This window comes from Massilia frigida (assembly GCF_011682175.1).
Classification (GTDB): Bacteria; Pseudomonadota; Gammaproteobacteria; order Burkholderiales; family Burkholderiaceae_D; genus Telluria_A; species Telluria_A frigida.
The window spans coordinates 157,527-176,053 of the sequence record NZ_WHJG01000011.1 but is presented as its reverse complement, the minus strand read 5'-3'; the positions used below and the strand labels follow the sequence as shown (position 1 = coordinate 176,053).

Sequence of the window (18,527 nt, the reverse complement as noted above, 5' to 3'; positions counted from 1 at the left end):
TGCCGATCGGCGCAGCGCTGCCAGGGCGCGCCATCTACCTGCTCGATGCCGACATGAACCCGGTGCCGGTCGGGGCGGCGGGCGAGTTGTGCATCGGCGGCGAGCTGCTGGCGCGCGGCTACCATGGGCGTCCGGACCTGAGCGGGGAGCGCTTCGTTCCCGATCCGTTCGGCGCGCCCGGAGCGCGCATGTACCGTACCGGCGACCTGGCGCGCTGGAAGCCGGACGGCGTGATCGATTACCTGGGCCGGATCGACCACCAGGTCAAGATCCGCGGCTTCCGTATCGAGCTGCCGGAAATCGAGGCGTGCCTGCTCGGCCATCCAGCCGTGCGCGAGGCGCTTATCCTGGTGCGCGAAGACCGCCCCGGCGACAAGCGCCTGGTGGCTTACCTGACCGCGCACGGCGCCGCGCCGGCCGGCGACACCCTGCGCCGCCACATCGCGGCGCAACTGCCCGACTACATGGTGCCATCGGCGTTCGTGCCGCTGGCCGCCATGCCGATGAACCCGAATGGCAAGCTGGATCGCAAAGCCTTGCCGGCGCCGGTGTATGGCGCCGACAGCGAGCAGGCCGCGCCGCGCAATGCCTCCGAGGCCGCGCTTGTGCGCATCTGGTGCGAGGTACTCGGCATCGAATCGGCCGGCATCCACGACAATTTCTTCATGCTGGGCGGGCACTCGCTGCTGGCCACGCGCCTGGTGTCGCGCATCCGCGCCGAACTGCGGTGCGAGCTGCCGGTGCGGGCGCTGTTCGAGGCGCCGACGATTGCGCAGCTGGCCGAGCGGGTACAGCCGGCATCCGCAGCCGATCTGGCACCGATTCCGGCCGTGCCGCGCGATGGCGCGCTGCCGCTGTCGTTCGCGCAGCAGCGCCTGTGGTTCCTGCACCAGCTGGAACCGCACAGCGCGGCCTACAACATGGCGGCGGCGGTGCGGCTGGTGGGCGCCCTGGATATCGGGGCGCTCAAGCGGGCGTTCCAGGACATCGTGGCACGCCACGAGATCTTGCGCACGACGTTCCGGGAAGAGGGTGGTGCGGCGTTGCAGTTCATTGCGCCGCAACTGCATCTCGCCATGCCGCTGGTCGACCTGTCGGCCATGCCTTCGGGTCAGCGCGAGATGGAAGCGATGCGCATCGCCCAAGCCGAAGCCGGCCAGCCGTTCGACCTCATGGCGGGGCCGTTGATGCGCCTGCGCCTCGTCAAGGTCGCCGAATCCGGGCATATTTTGCTGATGACGATGCACCATATCGTTTCCGACGACTGGTCGATGAGCATCTTCACCAGGGAGTTTGCGCTGCTGTATTCGGCAGCCCTGCAAGGCGGGCGGGCCGACTTGCCGCCGTTGCCGATCCAGTACGCCGACTTCGCCGCGTGGCAGCGGCAGTTCCTCTCGGGGGCAGAACTCGATCGCCAACTGGCTTACTGGCAGGGGCAGCTTGGCACCGCGCATCCCGTGCTCGACCTGCCCGCCGACCGTGCGCGCCCGCCGGTGCAAAGCGGCCGGGGCGCGGCCTGCCGCTGGACGTTCGATCCGGCGCTGGCGCCCGCGCTGCGCCAGTTGGGGCAGGCGCAAGGAACAAGCCTGTTCATGACCATGCTGGCTGTATTCAACGTCATGCTGCATCGCCTGTCCGGCCAGGACGACGTGCGGGTGGGCGTCCCGGTCGCCAACCGCAATCGCATGGAAACCGAAAGCCTGATCGGCTTCTTCGTCAATACACAGGTCATGCGCGCGCAACTCGACGGCCGCACCACGTTCGCCGGCTTGCTGGAACGCGTGAAAGAAGCGGCGCTGGGCGCCCAGGCGAACCAGGACCTGCCGTTCGAGCGGCTGGTGGAAGCGTTGCAGCCCGAGCGCAACCTGTCGCATTCGCCGCTGTTCCAGGTCATGTTCAATTTGCTGCAGGCCGGCGCCGCCGCGCCGATGGCGTTGCCGGGCCTGGTGCTGCATCCGGTGTCGGCGAAGGACGGTACGACGCAATTCGACCTCGCACTCGATGTCGTGGAGCGGGGTGGCCAGCTGGAAGGGGTCCTGACCTACAGTACGGACCTGTTCGAGCCGGCCAGCGCCGCGCGCCTGGCCGGCTACTACACCAACTTGCTGCATGCGGTTGTGGCGGCGCCCCAGGCGCGCGTCGGCCAGCTGGCGATGCTCGGCCACGACGAGTACCGCCAGCTTACCCATGACTGGGCGCTTGCCGGCGCAATGGTCGATGCGCTGCCGCCTGTGCACCTGGCGTTCGAGTTGCAGGCCGCCGCCACGCCGGATGCGATTGCGCTGGTCTGCGACGAGGCGCAATTGAGCTATGCGGAACTCAATGCGCAGGCGAACCGCGTCGCCCACCACCTGATCGGCGCGGGTATCACGGCCGATGCGCGCGTCGGCATCCGCATGGAACGCTCGCCGGCCATGATTGTCGCCATTCTCGCCATCCTCAAGGCGGGTGGCGCCTACGTGCCGCTCGATCCCGCCTACCCGCAGGAGCGACTCGCCTACATGGCCCACGACGCCGGCATCGCGCTGCTGCTCGACGCGCTGCCCGCCTGCGGCGCGCAGCCAACGCACAACCCGGCGCTGCCCGTGCACGGACAGCAGCTCGCCTATGTGATGTACACCTCCGGCTCCACCGGCAAGCCAAAGGGCGTGGCCATGATCCACGCGGCGCTGTCGGCGCACGTGGCCGCGTCGCGCGACTTCTGCGCCCTCAAGGCGGGCGAGCGGGTGCTGCAATTTTCGACCTTCAGTTTCGATGGCTTCGTCGAGCAGCTGTATCCGGCGCTGACCTGCGGCGCCGCCGTCGTCCTGCGCGGACCGGACCTGTGGGACAGCGAGGAACTGTATCGCCGCATCGTGCGCCACCGGGTCGCCGTGGCCGACTTCACGACCGCTTATTGGTTTCATGTGGTGCAGGATTGGGCTGTGCGCGGGCATGCCGACTACGGCGTGCTGCGTACTGTCAGTATCGGCGGCGAAGCCATGCCGCCCGAAGGGGTGACGGCCTGGCGCAGCGCCGGCCTGTCGCATGTGCGGCTGCTTAATACCTATGGCCCGACCGAGGCGACCGTCTCATCGACCATGCTCGATTGCGCCGCCTACGTCTCGGGCGACCTGCCCAAGCCAGCCCAGATGCCGATCGGCCGGGCCCTGCCCGGGCGCGCCATCTACCTGCTCGATGCCGACATGAATCCAGTGCCGGTTGGCGTGGCGGGCGAGTTGTGCATCGGCGGCGCGCTGCTGGCGCGCGGCTACCATGGGCGTCCGGACCTGAGTGGGGAGCGCTTCGTTGCCGATCCGTTCGGCGCGCCCGGAGCGCGCATGTACCGTACCGGCGACCTGGCGCGCTGGAAGCCGGATGGCGTGATCGATTACCTGGGCCGGATCGACCACCAGGTCAAGATCCGCGGCTTCCGTATCGAGCTGGCGGAGATCGAGGCGTGCCTGCTCAGCCATCCGGCCGTGCGCGAGGCGCTTATCCTGGTGCGCGAAGACCGCCCCGGGGACAAGCGCCTGGTGGCCTACCTGACCGCGCAGGGTGACGCGCCGGCCGGCGACACACTGCGCCGCCACATCGCGGCGCAACTGCCCGACTACATGGTGCCGTCGGCGTTCGTGCCGCTGGCCGCCATGCCGATGAGCCCGAACGGCAAGCTGGATCGCAAAGCCTTGCCGGCGCCGGTGCATGGCGCCGACAGCGAGCAGGCCGCGCCGCGCAACGCTACCGAATCGGCGCTTGCCCGTATCTGGTGCGAGGTGCTCGGCGTCGAACAGGCTGGCATCCACGACAACTTCTTCATGCTGGGCGGGCACTCGCTGCTGGCCACGCGCCTGGTGTCGCGCATCCGCAGCGAGCTGCAGTGCGAGCTGCCGGTGCGCGCGCTGTTCGAGGCGCCGACGATTGCGCAGCTGGCCGAACGGGTGCAGCCGGCGTCGGCGGATGAATTGGCGCCGATCCCGCTGGCGCCGCGCGATGGCGCCCTGCCGCTATCGTTCGCGCAGCAGCGCCTGTGGTTCCTGCACCAGCTGGAACCGGAGAGCGCGGCCTACAACATGCCAGCGGCCGTGCGGCTGGCGGGCGAGCTCGATGTGGCGGCGCTGGAACAAGCCTTTGGCGCCATCGTCGCGCGCCATGAAACCCTGCGCACGACGTTCCGTGAGGTGGGGGGCGAAGCGGCGCAGGTCATCGCCGCGCAGCTGCACATCCCGATGCCGCTGGCCGACGTGCGCGAGGAGGAGGTTGGCGCCCTCATCGGCGCGGAAGTGGAACGGCCGTTCGACCTGATGCGCGGCCCGGTGCTGCGCGTCAAGCTGCTCAGGCTATCGGCCAGCGAGCATGTGCTGTTGCTGGTTATGCATCACATTGCGGCGGATGGCTGGTCGATCAGCGTCCTGGTGCGCGAGCTGGGCGCGCTGTATGCGGCCTTCAAGGATGGGCGCGACTATCCTTTGCCGCCGCTGGCGATCCAGTATGCCGATTTTGCGGCATGGCAGCGCAAGCGGCTGGCCGGTGGCGAGCTGGCGCGGCAACTGGCCTACTGGCGCGCACAGCTCGGCAGCGACCATCCGGTGCTGACCTTGCCGGCCGACCGGCCGCGCCCAGCGGTCATGAGCGGCAATGGCGAGCGCTACCGCTTCCACATTGACAGCACCGTAACACAGCAGCTCCAGGCGCTGAGCCGCAGCCAGGGCGCCAGCCTGTTCATGACCTTGCTGACCGTGTTCGATGTCTGGCTGTACGCGCAGACCGGCCGGCGCGACCCGGTCGTGGGCACTGACATCGCCAACCGCAACCGCAGCGAAACCGAAGGCTTGCTTGGCTTTTTCATCAACCAGCTGGCTTTGCGCGCGGACCTGTCCGGCAATCCGGCGTTCGATGCGCTGCTGGCGCGCACGCGCCACCGCGTGCTGGACGCTTACACCCACCAGGACTTGCCGTTCAACAAGCTGGTGGAAGCCATCAACCCGGTGCGCAGTCTTGCCTATACGCCACTGTTCCAGGTCAAGCTGGTCTTGCAGAACCAGGCCGACGAGGCACTGGTGCTGGCCGGCCTGGAGATCCGTCCGCAACCGCTCGAAGGCGAGCAGGCCGAGTTCGACCTGTTGCTGGTCGTGACCGAGATGGCGGGCGGCCTCGAATGCATTCTCAAGTACAGCACCGACCTGTTCGAGCACGCCACGGTCGCCGCCTTCGCCGCACAACTGGGCGCGCTGCTGGCGCGTTGCGGCGCCGAACCGGCTGCCACGCTCGACGCGCTTGCCCATACCGTTTCCAGCATGGCGCAGGAAACGCGCCTGGCGCGTCAGCACGCGCACTCCACGCACGGCCTGGGCAAGCTGCAGGCGACCCGGCGCAAATCCATTTCTCTCAATACGGCCAGTTCCTTGAAGGACGCACAACAATGAAGACCACAGACGCTACCGCGCCAACCTTGGGCGGCATGCGCCGCAAGCCGATCAAGCTGCAGGAGGATCAGCTCGTGACCATGCGGCCCATGCTCGAAGGACGGGCCTTGCCCTTGCTATGCGAACCGGCGACTGCCGGCGTGAGCCTGCAAGCATGGGCGCAACGTCAGCGCCCGCTGATCGACAGCAAGCTGCACGAGCACGGCGCTATCCTGTTCCGAGGCTTTCCTGTCGCCACGGCGGGTGAGTTCAACCAGTGCATCAATGCCTTGTCCGGCGGCGCGCTGGAATACACGTTCCGGGCGTCGCCGCGTACCCAGGTCGATCCGGGCTTTCATATCTATACCTCGACCGATTATCCGGAAGATGAAAAGATTTTCCCGCATAACGAGCACTCTTATTCACCCGTGTTCCCGCTGCGCCTGTTCCTGTGGTGCGACATCGCGCCCGGCTACAAGGGCGAAACGCCGATCGGCGACACGCGCGAGATCTTCCGCGCCATCGCCCCCGAGGTGAAGGAGAAATTCGCGCGCAAGAAAATCATGTACGTGCGCAATTACGGCGACGGATTCGGCTTGCCCTGGCAGACCGTCTTCCAGACCGGGGAGCGGGCCCAGGTCGAGGCGTATTGCAGCAGCGTCGGCATCAGCGTCGAGTGGAAGGCCGATGGCCGCCTGCGCACGCGCCAGGTCGGCCCGGCCATCGTCAAGCATCCGCGTACCGGCGAAGCGCTGTGGTTCAACCATGCGACTTTTTTCCATGTGTCCACCTTGCCGCCCCAGGTGCGCGACGCGCTGCTGGCCGACTTCAAGCACGACGAGCTGCCGCAGAACACCTGCTACGGCGACGGCAGCCCGATCGAGCCGGAGGTGCTGGAACATTTGCGCGCCGTGTATCGCGCGGCAATGATCGAGTTTCCATGGCAGCGCGGCGACGTGCTCATGCTCGACAACATGCTGGCGGTTCACGCCCGCAACGAATTTCGCGGTCCGCGCCGGATTCTGGTGTCGATGGCGGAAGCATTCCATAGCAAGGATCTGGCGATTTAAGAGGAAGATATGCAACACACTGAACAGCAGCACGATATTGAAGGTTTCCGTCCCTCGGTCCAGCAGGTGCGCCTGTGGCAGGCAAACGTGGCGGGCGCAGGCGCCGTCCTGCACGCGCAACTCGATGGCGACATCGATGCCGGCCGGCTGCGCCTGGCGCTGGAAGCGGCAGTGGCCCGCCATGAAATCCTGCGCACGCGCCTGCATGCGGTCGCGGGCATGCGGACCCCGGTGCAAGTCATCGATGAGCACGCAGCCGTGCACTGGCTGGAAGCGGCGCCGCACGAGGAGGCCGGTCTGGCAAGCGCCTTGCTGGCCGGCGTAGGCCGGGCCGGACAGCCATCCCTGGCCGCCGCCCTGGTGCGCGTGGCGCCACGGCAGCATCGGCTGGTCTTGCTGGCGCCCCTGGGCAATGCCGATGCCGCCACGCTGTGCTTGCTGCTGCGCGAAGTCGAGCAGGCGTACCGGCATGACCAGGCCGACGAGCCGGGCGTGCAGTACGCCGACTTCGCCGAATGGCAGCACGAATTCATGGCCGGTGCGGACAGCGGCGCCGCGCACGCGTTCTGGCTGCGCCAGGCCGATGCCGCCCTGGACAAGACCAGGCATCCACTGGCGCGGCGCGCCCCGGCCGCCAGCGCCATGGCCAGCCTGGCGCGCCAGCACGATGCGCGCTGGAGCGACGATCTGCTCAGCGCCGCGGCCGGCCTGGGCACGACGCCATCGACGATCCTGTCGGTATGCTGGAGCATCCTGCTGCAAAGGCAGCTGGGCCTGGCGGCGGTCATGCTCGGCTGGCGGCACGACGGCCGCAGCGACGCCACCCGCACCGCGCTGGGCCCGTATGCCAAGACCTTGCCGCTGCTGGCCGCGCACAATGAAGAATGGACGCTGGGCGCGTTGACCCGGGCGCAAGACGCTTTGCTGGCCGAAGCGCAATCCTGCCACGAGAGCGCCAGCCCGGCCGACCTGCCGTATCTGTTTGCGCGCCGCTGTGGCGCCGATGCCGGCGGCGCCTGGCGCATCGTCGGCGCCGATGAGCGCAGCGCCACGCACGCCCTGTGCCTGGAAGCGGAGGAGGGCGGGCAGCTGACCCTGCACTACGACAGCGGCCGCTTCAGCGAACAGGCCGCCGCGCTCCTGCTCGACCAGGTGGCGGCCCTGGCCGGGCGGGCGTGCCGCCAGCCGCGCCAGCCCTTGCATGCGCTGAGCGCGCTGGACGAGGCGCAAGCCCTGCGCCTGGCGGCGCTGAACCGGACCGCCAGCGCCATCGAGGGCCCGGACCTGCTGCATGCGCTGTTCGAAGTACAGGCCGAGCGCCGGCCGGGCGCGGTTGCCGTCGAATTCGGCACGCAGAGCCTGACGTATGGCGAGCTCAACGCGCGCGCCAACCAGCTCGCGCATCGCCTGCGCCGCGCCGGCGTGGCCCCGGAAACCGCAGTCGGGCTGTATGCCGGCCGCGCGCTGGAAGCGGTGGTCGGCATGCTGGGCATCCTCAAGGCGGGGGGCGCTTATCTGCCGCTCGATCCAGCCTATCCGGCCGAGCGCCTGGCGTTCGTGCTCGACGATACGCAGGCGGCGCTGGTGCTGACCGTGGCCGGCCACGCCGCCACGCTGCCGCCGGGTACGCAAACGCTGCTGCTGGACGACGCCACCCTCGCGCTCGAAGACACAGCCAATCCCGCGCCGCGCAACGCGCCGGACAGCCTGGCCTACATCATCTACACCTCCGGCTCGACCGGGCAGCCGAAAGGCGTCATGGTCAGCCATCGTAATGCAGTGCATTCAACGATGGCGCGCTGGCAAGAATATGATGTAGAATGCGAATCGTTCTTATTATCATCTAGTTTCGCATTTGATAGTTCGGTGGCCGGACTGTTCTGGACCTTGTCCCAGGGCGCCAGATTGTGCCTGCCCAGCGACGAGGCCGTGCAGGATGCCGATGCGATGGCCCGCTTGATCGAGCTGCACCGGGTTTCCCATGTGCTGATGCTGGCCTCGTTCTACAGCCTGGTGCTGGAAACGGCGCCGGCGGCGCGCCTGGCGAGCTTGCGCTGCGCCATCGTCGCCGGCGAAGCCTGTCCGGCCGCGCTGGTAGCGCGCCACCGGGCCAGGTGTCCGCAGGCGCGGCTGTATAACGAATACGGTCCCACCGAAGCGAGCGTCTGGTGCACGCTGCACGAGACGGGCAGCGACGATGAGGGAGACGGTGGAGTCCTGCCAATCGGCAAGGCCATCGCCAATATGAGGGTCCACGTGCTCGACAAACAGTTATCGCCCCTGCCGCAGGGTATCGCGGGCGACATCTATCTCGGCGGGACCGGCATCGCGCGCGGCTACCTGCGGCGGCCGGACCTGAGCGCCGAGCGCTTCATCCCCGATCCCTTCGGCCCGCCCGGCACCCGCCTGTACCGGACCGGCGACATTGGCCGCTTCGACAGCGATGGCTGCCTCGATTTCCTCGGCCGCATCGATCAGCAAGTCAAGATCAGGGGCTTCCGCGTCGAACTGGGCGAGATCGAAGCGCGCCTGGCCGACCACGCCGCCGTGCGCGAGGCGGCTGTGGTCGCCCGTGCCGACAAGAATGGCGACCTGCGCCTGCTGGCCTATGTGGTCGCGCGCGGCGCGGCCCCGGCCAGCACGCTGCTGCAGCAGCATTTGCAGCAACGGTTGCCGAGCCACATGGTGCCGGCCGACATCATCGTGCTCGACGCCTTCCCACTGACCCCGAACGGCAAGCTCGACCGTGCGTCCCTTTCCCGGGCGGCCCTTTCCCGGGCGGCCCTCCCTGAACCGCGCCACGACAAGCGCCCTGCCTACCGCGCCCCGCGCGACCAGTCCGAGCGGCTGATGGTGCAGATCTGGGAACAGGTACTGGGCGCCGAACGGATTGGCCTGGACGACGATTTCTTCGCCCTGGGCGGTCACTCGCTGGTGGCAACCCGGCTGGTGTCGCGCGTGCGCGCGCTGCTGGGGCGCGAGGTGGCGGTGCGTGCGGTGTTCCAGCATCCACGCCTGGGGCACTTTGCCGAGCATGTGGCAGCGCAAGCCCAGGGGCAGGGCGCGCCCATGCAGCGGGCCGCGCGCGGCCAGCCATTGCCGCTGTCGTTCCCGCAACTGCGCCTGTGGCAGTTCGACCGCGAACACCCGCACAGCACGGTCTACAATGTCCCCAGCGCGGTGCGCCTGCTGGGCGAGCTCGACCGCGATGCCATGCAGCGCGCGTTCGACGAACTGGTGCGTCGGCACGAGGCATTGCGCACCACGCTGGCCTGGGACGCGGCGGCCGGCATGCCGCTGCAAACCATCCATCCGGCCGGCGCCGTACAGCTGGCCCTGGCCGAGCTGGGCGACGGCGGCGACGAGGCACTCCTGCGCCTGCTGTCGGCCGAAGAACAGCGGCCGTTCGACCTGGGCGCCGGCCCGCTGATGCGCGCAGGCCTGATCCGTGCCAGTGAGCGCGAACATATCCTGTGGATCACCCTGCACCATATCGTCTCGGACCGCTGGTCGATGCAGGTGCTGGTGCGCGAACTGGGCGCCCTGTACGCCGCCTTCAGCGCGGGCAAGGCGTCGCCGTTGCCGGAGCCGGCGTTCCAGTACGCCGACTTCGCGGCCTGGCAGAGGCAGCAGGTCAGCGGCGGCGCGTTGCAAGGCCAGCTCGATTTCTGGACAGGGCAGCTGCGCGCGGACCAGCCGCCATTGCACTTGCCGGGAATGCGGCCACGGCCGGAACGAGCGAGCTACCGTGGCGAGACCTACCGTTTCGAGATCGGCAGCGCGCTGGCCGCCCGCATCGACACGCTGTGCCGCGAGCAGGGCGCCACCCCGTTCATGACGATGCTGGCCGCCTTCAAGGCCTTGCTGGCGATCCGCTCGGGCGAAGTTGATGTGCCGGTCGGCATCTTGCTGGCCAATCGCAACCGCCTCGAACTGGAAGGCCTGACCGGCTGCCTGATCAATATGCTGGCCTTGCGCGCCGAGCTCGCGCCGGACAGTTCGTTCGCCGGCTACCTGGGACGGGTGCGCGACACCGTGCTCGCCGCGCAGGCGAACCAGGACGTGCCCTTCGAATGCGTGGTGGAGGCAGTCAAGCCGCAGCTTGCGGCCGGCGTGTCGCCCCTGTTCCAGGTGCTGTTCGACGTGCATCACGAGCGCATCTTGCAGAGCACCGGCATGGGCGGACTGGCGTTTGGCGACGCGCCCGAGCCGCACAGCCCGACCACCCATGTTGACCTGATGGTCGGCATCGCCGAGCGCGAGGATGGCTTGCGCGCCTCCTTCGTTTACCGCACCGATTTGTTCGATGACGCCATGATGGCCGAGCTGGCGCGTGATTACACGCGTCTGCTGGAAGCCATGGTGTCCGCACCCGATACAGCCATCCGGCTGTTGCGGCAAAGTTCTTAATTACAAAGCAAGAAAGGTATCCATGTTGTCCACGCATTGCAAACTTACTCCGATCGCCATCGTGTGCGCGGTTCTGTGCCACTCGGCCGCCCTGGCGGACGAGCTCATCCTGCCGACCGTGCTGGTGACGTCGACCCGGTCGACGCTGCCGGACGCCAACCGTCTGGGCGTCGGTACCCAGGATACGCCCCAGGCGATTACATCCATCACGGGGGAAATGATGCGTGCGCAAGGCGTGGACAGCCTGGACGATGTGATGCTCAACGTGCCGGGCATTACCCAGACGGCGGGGCATAGCGGGCTGTTCTCGAACTATGTGGCGCGCGGCTTCCAGCTCGACAATGCGTCGAATTATTTCCGCGACGGCTTGCGTTTCGACCGCCAGAGCCAGATTTCGTTGCAGAATATCGAGCAGGTGGAAGTGATCCGTGGGCCGGCCTCGCTGCAGTTCGGCAAGCTGATTCCTGGCGGGCTGGTCAACTTCGTCACCAAGAAGCCGACGGCCACGCGCAAGAATGAAGTCACGCTGTATGCCAACCGCTTCGGCCAGGTCGAAGGCGGTCTCGATTCGAGCGGCAAGCTCGACGCGAAAGGCAATGTCACGTACCGCCTGAACGCGGAAGCGAAAAGGATCGGCAGCTTCCGCGATCATGTGGACGGTGACGCTTTCTTCGTGGCGCCGGCCTTGACCTTTGCCTTGTCGGAGGCAACCGTGCTGGACGTGATGATCGAGCATCAGCGCCACGACAGCCTGCGCGACCCTGGCCAGCCCGCGCCGGATGCGCGCGACCTGGCGTCGGTGACCCGGATCGATCCTGCCGCTTTCTTTGGCGAGCCCAACGCCACCAACGAGGTGCGCAACACGAGCGGCGCGCTGCGCCTCAATCACCGCTTGAACGATGCATGGCAATTGCGCGCCGACTATTCGGGCAGCCGCTTCGACCGCGACATGAATTTCACGATCAATATGAACCGCCGTCCGGCGACGCCGGCGCTGGTGCCGCGTCTGTCGCGCGCGGCATTTACCCACGCCGACGCCGATAGCGTGCGCTTCGAAACGTTTGGCGATTTCGCCACCGGCGCCGTGGGTCACAAGTTGCTGGCCGGCGTGGACCGGCTGGAGCGCAGGGTCGATGAGCTCACCACCGGCAATACCGTGCTGGCCCCGGTCGACCTGTTCCAGCCGGTGCCGTCCGGGAACGCGACCTACAGTGCGACGCCGCTGTTTTCGGACCAGCTGCGCGGTGCCGATACCGGGTTTTATCTTCAGGACCAGATGAGCGCCGGTGCATGGAGCGTCATGCTCGGCCTGCGCCACGACAGGCTGAAGGAAACCCACCACGACCGCATGCTCGACTTCCGCAACCAGCACAACGCGACCCAGACCAGCCCGAGCGCCGGCCTGGTCTATCACCTGGTGCCGCAAGTGTCGCTGTACGCGAGCTACAGCCGTTCACTCGATTCCAACCTGGCCACCAACGGTTGCGGGCGCAGCTACGACCCGTCGCGCGGCGCGCAGTACGAAGTCGGCGCCAAGGGCAGCATGGCCGGCGGCTTGCAGTGGGCCGTCTCCGGATTCGACCTGACCCGCTCGAATGGTCTTTCCGAAGATCCAAGCGGCGCGGTCGACCCCGACGACAACAGCTGCCTGGTGCAGGGCGCGCAGCAGCGTTCCTCCGGCATCGAGATCGAGGCATCGGGCCGCATCACGAAGCAGGTGCGCCTGCTGGGCGCGTTTACCCGCATGAACGCGCGCTTTACCGAAGACACCGACCCGTCCAGGATCGGCAAGAAGCTGCGCAACGCTCCCAAGCAAAGCGCGCGTCTGTGGGCGGAATACCATGCCGGCGGCGCGCTGCCTGGCCTGACGGCCTCGCTGGGACTGACCCATGTCGGCGCGCGCTTTGCCAACGATGCCAATACGCTGGAAATTGCCGCGTATTCGGTGTGGGATGCTGGCGTGCGCTATGCGTTCGGCAAATCCGACACGGTACAGCTGACCGTCAGCAATCTGGGCGACCGCCGCTACGTGGAAGATAGCCAGGCCAACGCCAATGGCATCAACCAGGGCGCGCCGCGCAATGTCGCGGTGCGCTACACGCACCAGTTCTAACCGCCGCTTGCGGCACTTTCGCCGCCGTGCCAAGGCGCGGTGGTGGAAGCCACACTCATTTTCTCCATGAACCTTATCGGCATTCTCTTCAAGACCTCGTGGCGCATGACGCTCATCGCCATCGTCGCCAGCACGATCAGCGGCTTTTCCATCGCGGGACTGCTTGCGCTGATCAACAATACGCTCGCCAGGATGGGCGGTGCGGGTTCCCAGCTGGCCTGGGGATTCTTTGGCGTCTGCGTGCTGGTACTGGGCACGCGCGTGCTGTCGTCGACGCTGCTGGTGCGGCTGTCGCAAACCACGCTGGCCGGCCTGCGCGAGCATTTGTCGCGCCAGATTCTCGCGGCGCCCTTGCGCCGGCTGGAGGAAGTGGGCAAGCACCGGGTGCTGGCGGCACTGACCGACGATGTCACGATCGTGGCCGATGTCTTCAGCTGGCTGCCGGTCCTGTGCATGAACCTGGCCGTTATCACGGGCTGCCTGGTGTACATGGGCTGGCTGGCCTGGCCCTTGCTGCTGGCCACCCTGGTCCTGCTGGCGCTGGGCATTGCCAGCTTCAGGTTTGCGCAGGGCAGGGCGCTGCACGCACTGACGCGCTCGCGCCAGTCGGGCGATGAATTGCAAAAACACTTTCGTGCATTGACCGATGGCGCGAAGGAATTAAAGCTCAACCAGGACAAGCGCGACGCCTTTCTCGCGCGCCTGCTGCTGCCGACGCTGGACGATATGCGCCGCCATTACGTTGCCGGGATGAGCGTCCTGCTGACGGCGGAAAGCTGGGGTTCGCTGCTGTTCTTCGTCCTGGTGGGTCTGGTGCTGTTTGTCGCGCCGGCCATCGGCATCGTCGATCCGAGCGTGCTGAGCGGTTACGCGCTGGTCCTGCTGTACCTGCGCGGACCGCTGGAAGGGATGGTCGCCAATCTGCCGGAACTGAGCCGTTCACGGATTGCGCTCGGCCGCATCGAAGCGCTGTGCGGCGAGCTGCGGCGCGACCACGAAGACAATGACGGCGCGGCCAAGGTGCCGCCAGCGCGTTTCGACGAACTCGAATTGCGCGCCGTATCGCATCGCTATTATCACGAAATGGAAGAGCGCAGCTTCCTGCTCGGGCCAGTCAATTTGCGCTTGCAGCCAGGCGAGATCGTGTATGTCGTGGGCGGCAACGGCAGTGGCAAGACCACCTTTGCCAAGCTGCTGCTGGGTTTGTACTCACCGGAAACGGGCGAGATTCTCGTCAATGGCGTGGCGGTCGGCCCGGACGGGCGCGAGGGCTACCGCCAGTTGTTCAGTGCCGTGTTCTCCGACTTTTACCTGTTCGATGATGTGCTCGGACACGATCCCGCGGCCGACAGGCAAGCTCAGCAATATTTGATGCGGCTGCAACTGGCGCACAAGGTCAAGATCGAGGAGGGACGCTTCTCCACCACCGCATTGTCCCAGGGGCAGCGCAAGCGCCTGGCCCTGCTGACGGCTTACCTGGAGGACCGGCCCTTCTATGTGTTCGATGAATGGGCGGCCGACCAGGATCCGCTGTTCAAGCGCGTGTTCTATACCGAACTGCTGCCGGACCTGCGCCAGCGCGGCAAGGCGGTGCTGGTGATTACGCATGACGATCAGTATTTCCACCTGGCCGACCGCTGCCTCCGGCTCGACGAGGGGAAATTGACGGAAATGGGTTCCAGTCACGAGACCTTGCCGCTGACCGGCTGAGTTCCAAGCTCGGACGGCGGGGAAACGATTCCTTGACCGTTACCGGCACGCTGCGAAAAATGCGCGTCCTGCAGGTATCGAGGCCGGACAGCGCAGCCATGCCGATGGCCGTGTGATACGGACGGCGCCTGGGTGGCCTTGGAAACGTCACCCTTCGGCGTGGCGCAGGTCTCCGAGCCCGAAAAACGCCATGCTCGCCGCATAGGCATCCGCCCTGACTTGCTCGACCGGCACGCCGCGGCCGATGGCCAGGAGTTCAGCAACGCGCGGCAGTGCAGCCGGCTCGTTTCTTCCCGCAATGGCCGGGGCGTAGCCGGGCGGCGTCAGGTAGGGCGCGTCGGTTTCGAGCATCATGCGCTCGGGTGGAATGACTTGCAGAGCGCGCAAAAGGTCTTGATTGCGGTTTTTCTGTCCGACCCAGCCGGTGATGCCGAGATAAAAGCCCCGCTCGACATACTGCCGCGCGACCGCCTCGTTTCCGGTGAAGCAGTGCACGACACAGTGTGGCAGGCGGTCCTTGAAGTTATCCAGGATGGCCAGCAGATCCGGTGCGGCCTCACGCTCATGCAGAAACAATGGCTTACCGGCCGTGCAGGCCAGCTCGACCTGTGCCTCGAGGGCGGCGCGCTGTACCGGGCGAGGAGACAGGTCGCGGTTGTAGTCGAGACCCGTTTCGCCCACCGCCACGGCATGTGGATGCGCCAGCAGCGCGCGCAGCTGGTCCAGTGCGTCGGCGTCGAACCCGGAGGCATAATGGGGATGAACGCCAGCGGTGAAGTAAGCGCTGCCAGGGGCCATTTTTTCCGTCAGCAGCGCCACTTCATTGGACGTCTTCAGCGATGTGCCGGTCAGGATGAAGCGCTCGACACCGGCGTCATGCGCGCGCGCGATCACTTGTTGCCAGTCACGCGCGAAGCGGTGGCTGGCCAGGTTCAGTCCAATGTCAATCAGGGGAAATGTACGCATGGCCGGTATTGTCGCGGGGAAGTTGATAGTTTGTCAATGTGACGCCGAGCAGCTTGAGCAACTCACTTCAAGCCGAAACGCTGGTTCATCATGTCGATATAGGCTTCGGTCCCCAGGCTGGCGCGCGCGGCCAGCAGCGCTTCGGCGTCCGGACCGGCCACGTAAGTGACGCGGGCGCTGCCATCGGTGGCGGCGCTGAAGATCACCTCGGCGATCGCGCGCGGCTGGGAATAGCCGCCACGGTTGTTCTCGAACGTGCGCATGACGCTTGCTACCGAGTCCGCATAGGGGTGGGCGTCACCGCTGAAGGTCATTGACAGCGAACGCCCGGCGAAGTCGGTGGCGACGCCGCCCGGCGCGACCACCTTGGCCGCAATGCCGAACGGTGCCAGCTCGTAAGTGAGGCCTTCGGTAAAGCCGACGATGGCGTACTTGGTAGCGTGATAAATCGCGTTGAGCGGCATCGTCGTCAGGCCGCCGACCGAGGCGACATTGATGATCGTCCCTGCCCGCTGTTCGCGCATGGCCGGCAGCACCGCGCGCACCACGTCGAGAACGCCGGTGACATTGGTCGCCAGCTGGCGTTCGACCAGGTGCGTCGATGCCGTCTCGAAGGGGCCGAAGGCGCCGAAGCCGGCGTTATTGACGAGCGCATCGATGCGGCCGAAGCTGGCCAGCGCGAGCGCGACGGCAGCGTCGATCGAGGCGCCGTCGGTTACGTCAAGCCGGGTGACCAGCACGTTCGGTGCGCCAGCGAGCGCGCCTGCCGCAGCCGGATCGCGCATGGTCGCCACCACATTCCAGCCGCGTTCGGCGAACAGTTCGGCGGTGGCGCGGCCAATGCCACTGGAACAGCCAGTGATCAGTATCGTTTTTTGCATGATAAGTGAATCTCCATTCGGTTAAAAGATAAAAAACGCTCAAGCCTTCAGAGCGTCCCAACACAGTTGAAAGCCGGTGGTCCTGGTCGATTCGTCGTCTGGCAGGATGCCTGCGGCGACCAGGCGCGCGGTTTCGCGCACCGAGCCGAGGATGCAGGCCCCCAGGAAGGGCAGCGCGACGGCCTTGAGGATGTGGTCGCGCCGGCCCGCTTCCAGGACTTCGTCGAACTCGCGCACGAAGCGCTTGCCCAGCTCGCGGTTCGACTCGCTCATGAAGCGGGAGCTGACGTACTGCTCCTGGAACACCATCTCGGCCGGGTGGTCGAGGCGGTTATTGAGCATGTTGAGCCAGATCTGGCGGATGCGCAGCTTGGGCGCCAGTTCCGTTCCGGCGCCGCGCGTGAGGCGCTCGAAGGTGGCGCTCTTGGCGCGCTCGTACAGCGCGTCGAGCAGCGCCTCCTTGGACGGGTAGTAAATATAGAGTGTGCTGGTGGCTATGCCGGCGGCGCGCGCGATAGCGGCCAGCGTCAGCGGCATCAGGCCGCTTTCCTGCACGAGCGCATAGGTGGCGCGTTCGATGGAGGCCAGCTTTTTGTCGTCCTTGGGTTTCATTCAGGCATCTTAACCGAATATGGATTCGCTTTCACTGACTATTTCATTGTCGATGAACTGGAGAGAAATGTTCGGCGCGCCCTCATGATTCTCCGCCTGCGGTCGTTATAAGCTTATGTCAATGTTGCTTCGGTTGTCAGGCCGTCGTGAAGTGTACGGTTGATAAAAAAACAAGGCAAGATTCCAGCGTTATTTGCCCATTTACCTGCGCGCCGCGATCAAGCTCGATACCGATCCGGAAAGGACGCAGGCCCTGGATTTTCACGCCGACGGCGCGCAACGCAAGGTCAGCCTGAGCGGCCCGTCCGGCACGGCGTCGGTCAGCGTCGATACCGGCAATCTGTCGGGTCTCGGCAGCCCCGAACAGCAGGCCAGGGCGCTGGCCGGTCAGCTCAAGCAGTTCGACCACGCCGCAAGCAGGGGCCGTGCCGACGCCGGGCTGATGACGATGTTCAAGGACGCCTTTTCCGGGCTCAACGCCAACGTCGGCAGCACCGCGCCGCGCGCCGGCGCCAACGTCGGCGGAAAATGGGAACTGGCGGCGGCGGACCATGCAGCGCTGAGCGGGCTGGCCGACTTCAGCGCTCAGGTCAGCCAGGCATCCACGTCGATCAATCCGATGCGTCCGAGCGAACAGGACAGCTTCGCCTACGAGATGTCGCAAAGCATCAGCATTGGCGGACGCAGCCAGGGCGAGCGCTCGATTGCGCAGCAGCAGAAATCCGAGCTGAACGCCAGCTTTCATACGCCGGGCACGCCAGGCGGCCAGCTGAAGCTGGACTACACCCAGCAATCGCAAAACTACAACTTCCATCAGATCAAGGATGCCGCCAGCAGCGATGTGAACCTGGCCTACAGCGACGGGCGGCTGGTCACGGCCACGCTCAATCAATCCGCCAGCCAGCCGGCCCGGGTGATGAGCTATGTGATGGGCAATCTGGTGTCCGATACGGTCACGCCCGTGCGGCAAGCGTTCCAGCGTGACCTGCTGTCCGCACTGGCGCCGGATGCGCAGGCTTGCAGCGACGCTTGCAGGCCTTTTTGATGTGAACGTCCGCATCCGGGGATTCGCAGCATGGCTAAAAAGATCAGGATCGTCATCTATGCCGTGCTCATGGCTTGCGGTGTGTATGTCGTTTCCTATCTGTACGCGCAGCATGCACGCTACTGGTATCCATCGCACAGAACGAACGAGCAGCACTTCGTCGTCTTCTGGGGCAGTGGCTACCTGTTCAAGGGGGAAGGCAAGGATGAGTATTACTGGGTCGGGTTTAACTGGTGATGCCTTGAATTTTCTTCGCCAAAACCGTTAATTTAACGGCATACTTAACTCGTCGGCACTGTTTATCCGCTTCGGGTAGCTCCTTCACGCTCGCGATTG

The 18,527-nt window shown here is 66.2% G+C and carries 10 protein-coding genes; 7 read left to right on the top strand and 3 right to left on the bottom strand.

From position 1 onward, the window contains the following. From F2P44_RS13625 to F2P44_RS13605, 5 genes are all read left to right on the top strand, one after another. Positions 1-5,405, top strand: a 5,405-nt coding sequence (locus F2P44_RS13625) for a non-ribosomal peptide synthetase (protein WP_167087237.1), incomplete at its 5' end; no start/stop codon positions are given. After that, entirely contained in the window at positions 5,402-6,454 is a 1,053-nt protein-coding gene (locus F2P44_RS13620; protein WP_167087236.1) for a TauD/TfdA family dioxygenase, read from the top strand. The genes F2P44_RS13625 and F2P44_RS13620, both read left to right, overlap by 4 nt. Positions 6,455-6,463: 9 nt before the next feature. Then, on the top strand, positions 6,464-10,864 hold the full coding sequence (locus tag F2P44_RS13615) for a non-ribosomal peptide synthetase (protein WP_167087235.1): 4,401 nt from the start codon (positions 6,464-6,466) through the stop codon (positions 10,862-10,864). A 22-nt stretch (positions 10,865-10,886) separates the two neighbouring features. Next, a complete protein-coding gene (locus tag F2P44_RS13610) occupies positions 10,887-12,977 on the top strand; it encodes a TonB-dependent siderophore receptor (RefSeq protein WP_167087234.1) in 2,091 nt (696 codons plus the stop codon). Between the two features lie 42 nt (positions 12,978-13,019). Further along, positions 13,020-14,687, top strand: coding sequence for a cyclic peptide export ABC transporter (locus tag F2P44_RS13605; RefSeq protein WP_223165031.1), 1,668 nt, complete (start codon positions 13,020-13,022; stop codon positions 14,685-14,687). Positions 14,688-14,834: 147 nt separating this feature from the next. Here F2P44_RS13605 and F2P44_RS13600 read toward each other — a convergent pair whose 3' ends face one another. From F2P44_RS13600 to F2P44_RS13590, 3 genes are all read right to left on the bottom strand, one after another. Next, complete coding sequence (locus F2P44_RS13600; RefSeq protein WP_167087233.1) at positions 14,835-15,653, bottom strand: TatD family hydrolase; 819 nt, start codon at positions 15,651-15,653, stop codon at positions 14,835-14,837. Between the two features lie 62 nt (positions 15,654-15,715). Further along, positions 15,716-16,534 (bottom strand): SDR family oxidoreductase, encoded by an 819-nt coding sequence (locus tag F2P44_RS13595; protein WP_167087232.1) that lies wholly within the window; start codon positions 16,532-16,534, stop codon positions 15,716-15,718. A 39-nt stretch (positions 16,535-16,573) separates the two neighbouring features. After that, the gene (locus F2P44_RS13590; protein ID WP_167087231.1) at positions 16,574-17,146 is read right to left on the bottom strand and encodes a TetR/AcrR family transcriptional regulator; all 573 of its coding nucleotides are present in this window, start codon (positions 17,144-17,146) and stop codon (positions 16,574-16,576) included. 193 nt (positions 17,147-17,339) lie between these two features. On the opposite strand from F2P44_RS13590, the gene F2P44_RS13585 reads away from it, so the two are divergent. After that, a complete protein-coding gene (locus F2P44_RS13585; RefSeq protein WP_167087230.1) occupies positions 17,340-18,191 on the top strand; it encodes a hypothetical protein in 852 nt (283 codons plus the stop codon). A gap of 30 nt (positions 18,192-18,221) precedes the next feature. Continuing rightward, on the top strand, positions 18,222-18,428 hold the full coding sequence (locus tag F2P44_RS13580; RefSeq protein WP_167087229.1) for a hypothetical protein: 207 nt from the start codon (positions 18,222-18,224) through the stop codon (positions 18,426-18,428). Positions 18,429-18,527: the final 99 nt, after the last annotated feature.

Bases quoted from the DNA above. Each gene is read 5' to 3' on its own strand.
- F2P44_RS13620 (WP_167087236.1), top strand. From the start codon at position 5,402: ATGAAGACCACAGACGCTACCGCGCCAACCTTGGGCGGCATGCGCCGC.
- F2P44_RS13615 (WP_167087235.1), top strand. From the start codon at position 6,464: ATGCAACACACTGAACAGCAGCACGATATTGAAGGTTTCCGTCCCTCG.
- F2P44_RS13610 (WP_167087234.1), top strand. From the start codon at position 10,887: ATGTTGTCCACGCATTGCAAACTTACTCCGATCGCCATCGTGTGCGCG.
- F2P44_RS13600 (WP_167087233.1), bottom strand. From the start codon at position 15,653: ATGCGTACATTTCCCCTGATTGACATTGGACTGAACCTGGCCAGCCAC.
- F2P44_RS13595 (WP_167087232.1), bottom strand. From the start codon at position 16,534: ATGCAAAAAACGATACTGATCACTGGCTGTTCCAGTGGCATTGGCCGC.
- F2P44_RS13590 (WP_167087231.1), bottom strand. From the start codon at position 17,146: ATGAAACCCAAGGACGACAAAAAGCTGGCCTCCATCGAACGCGCCACC.
- F2P44_RS13580 (WP_167087229.1), top strand. From the start codon at position 18,222: ATGGCTAAAAAGATCAGGATCGTCATCTATGCCGTGCTCATGGCTTGC.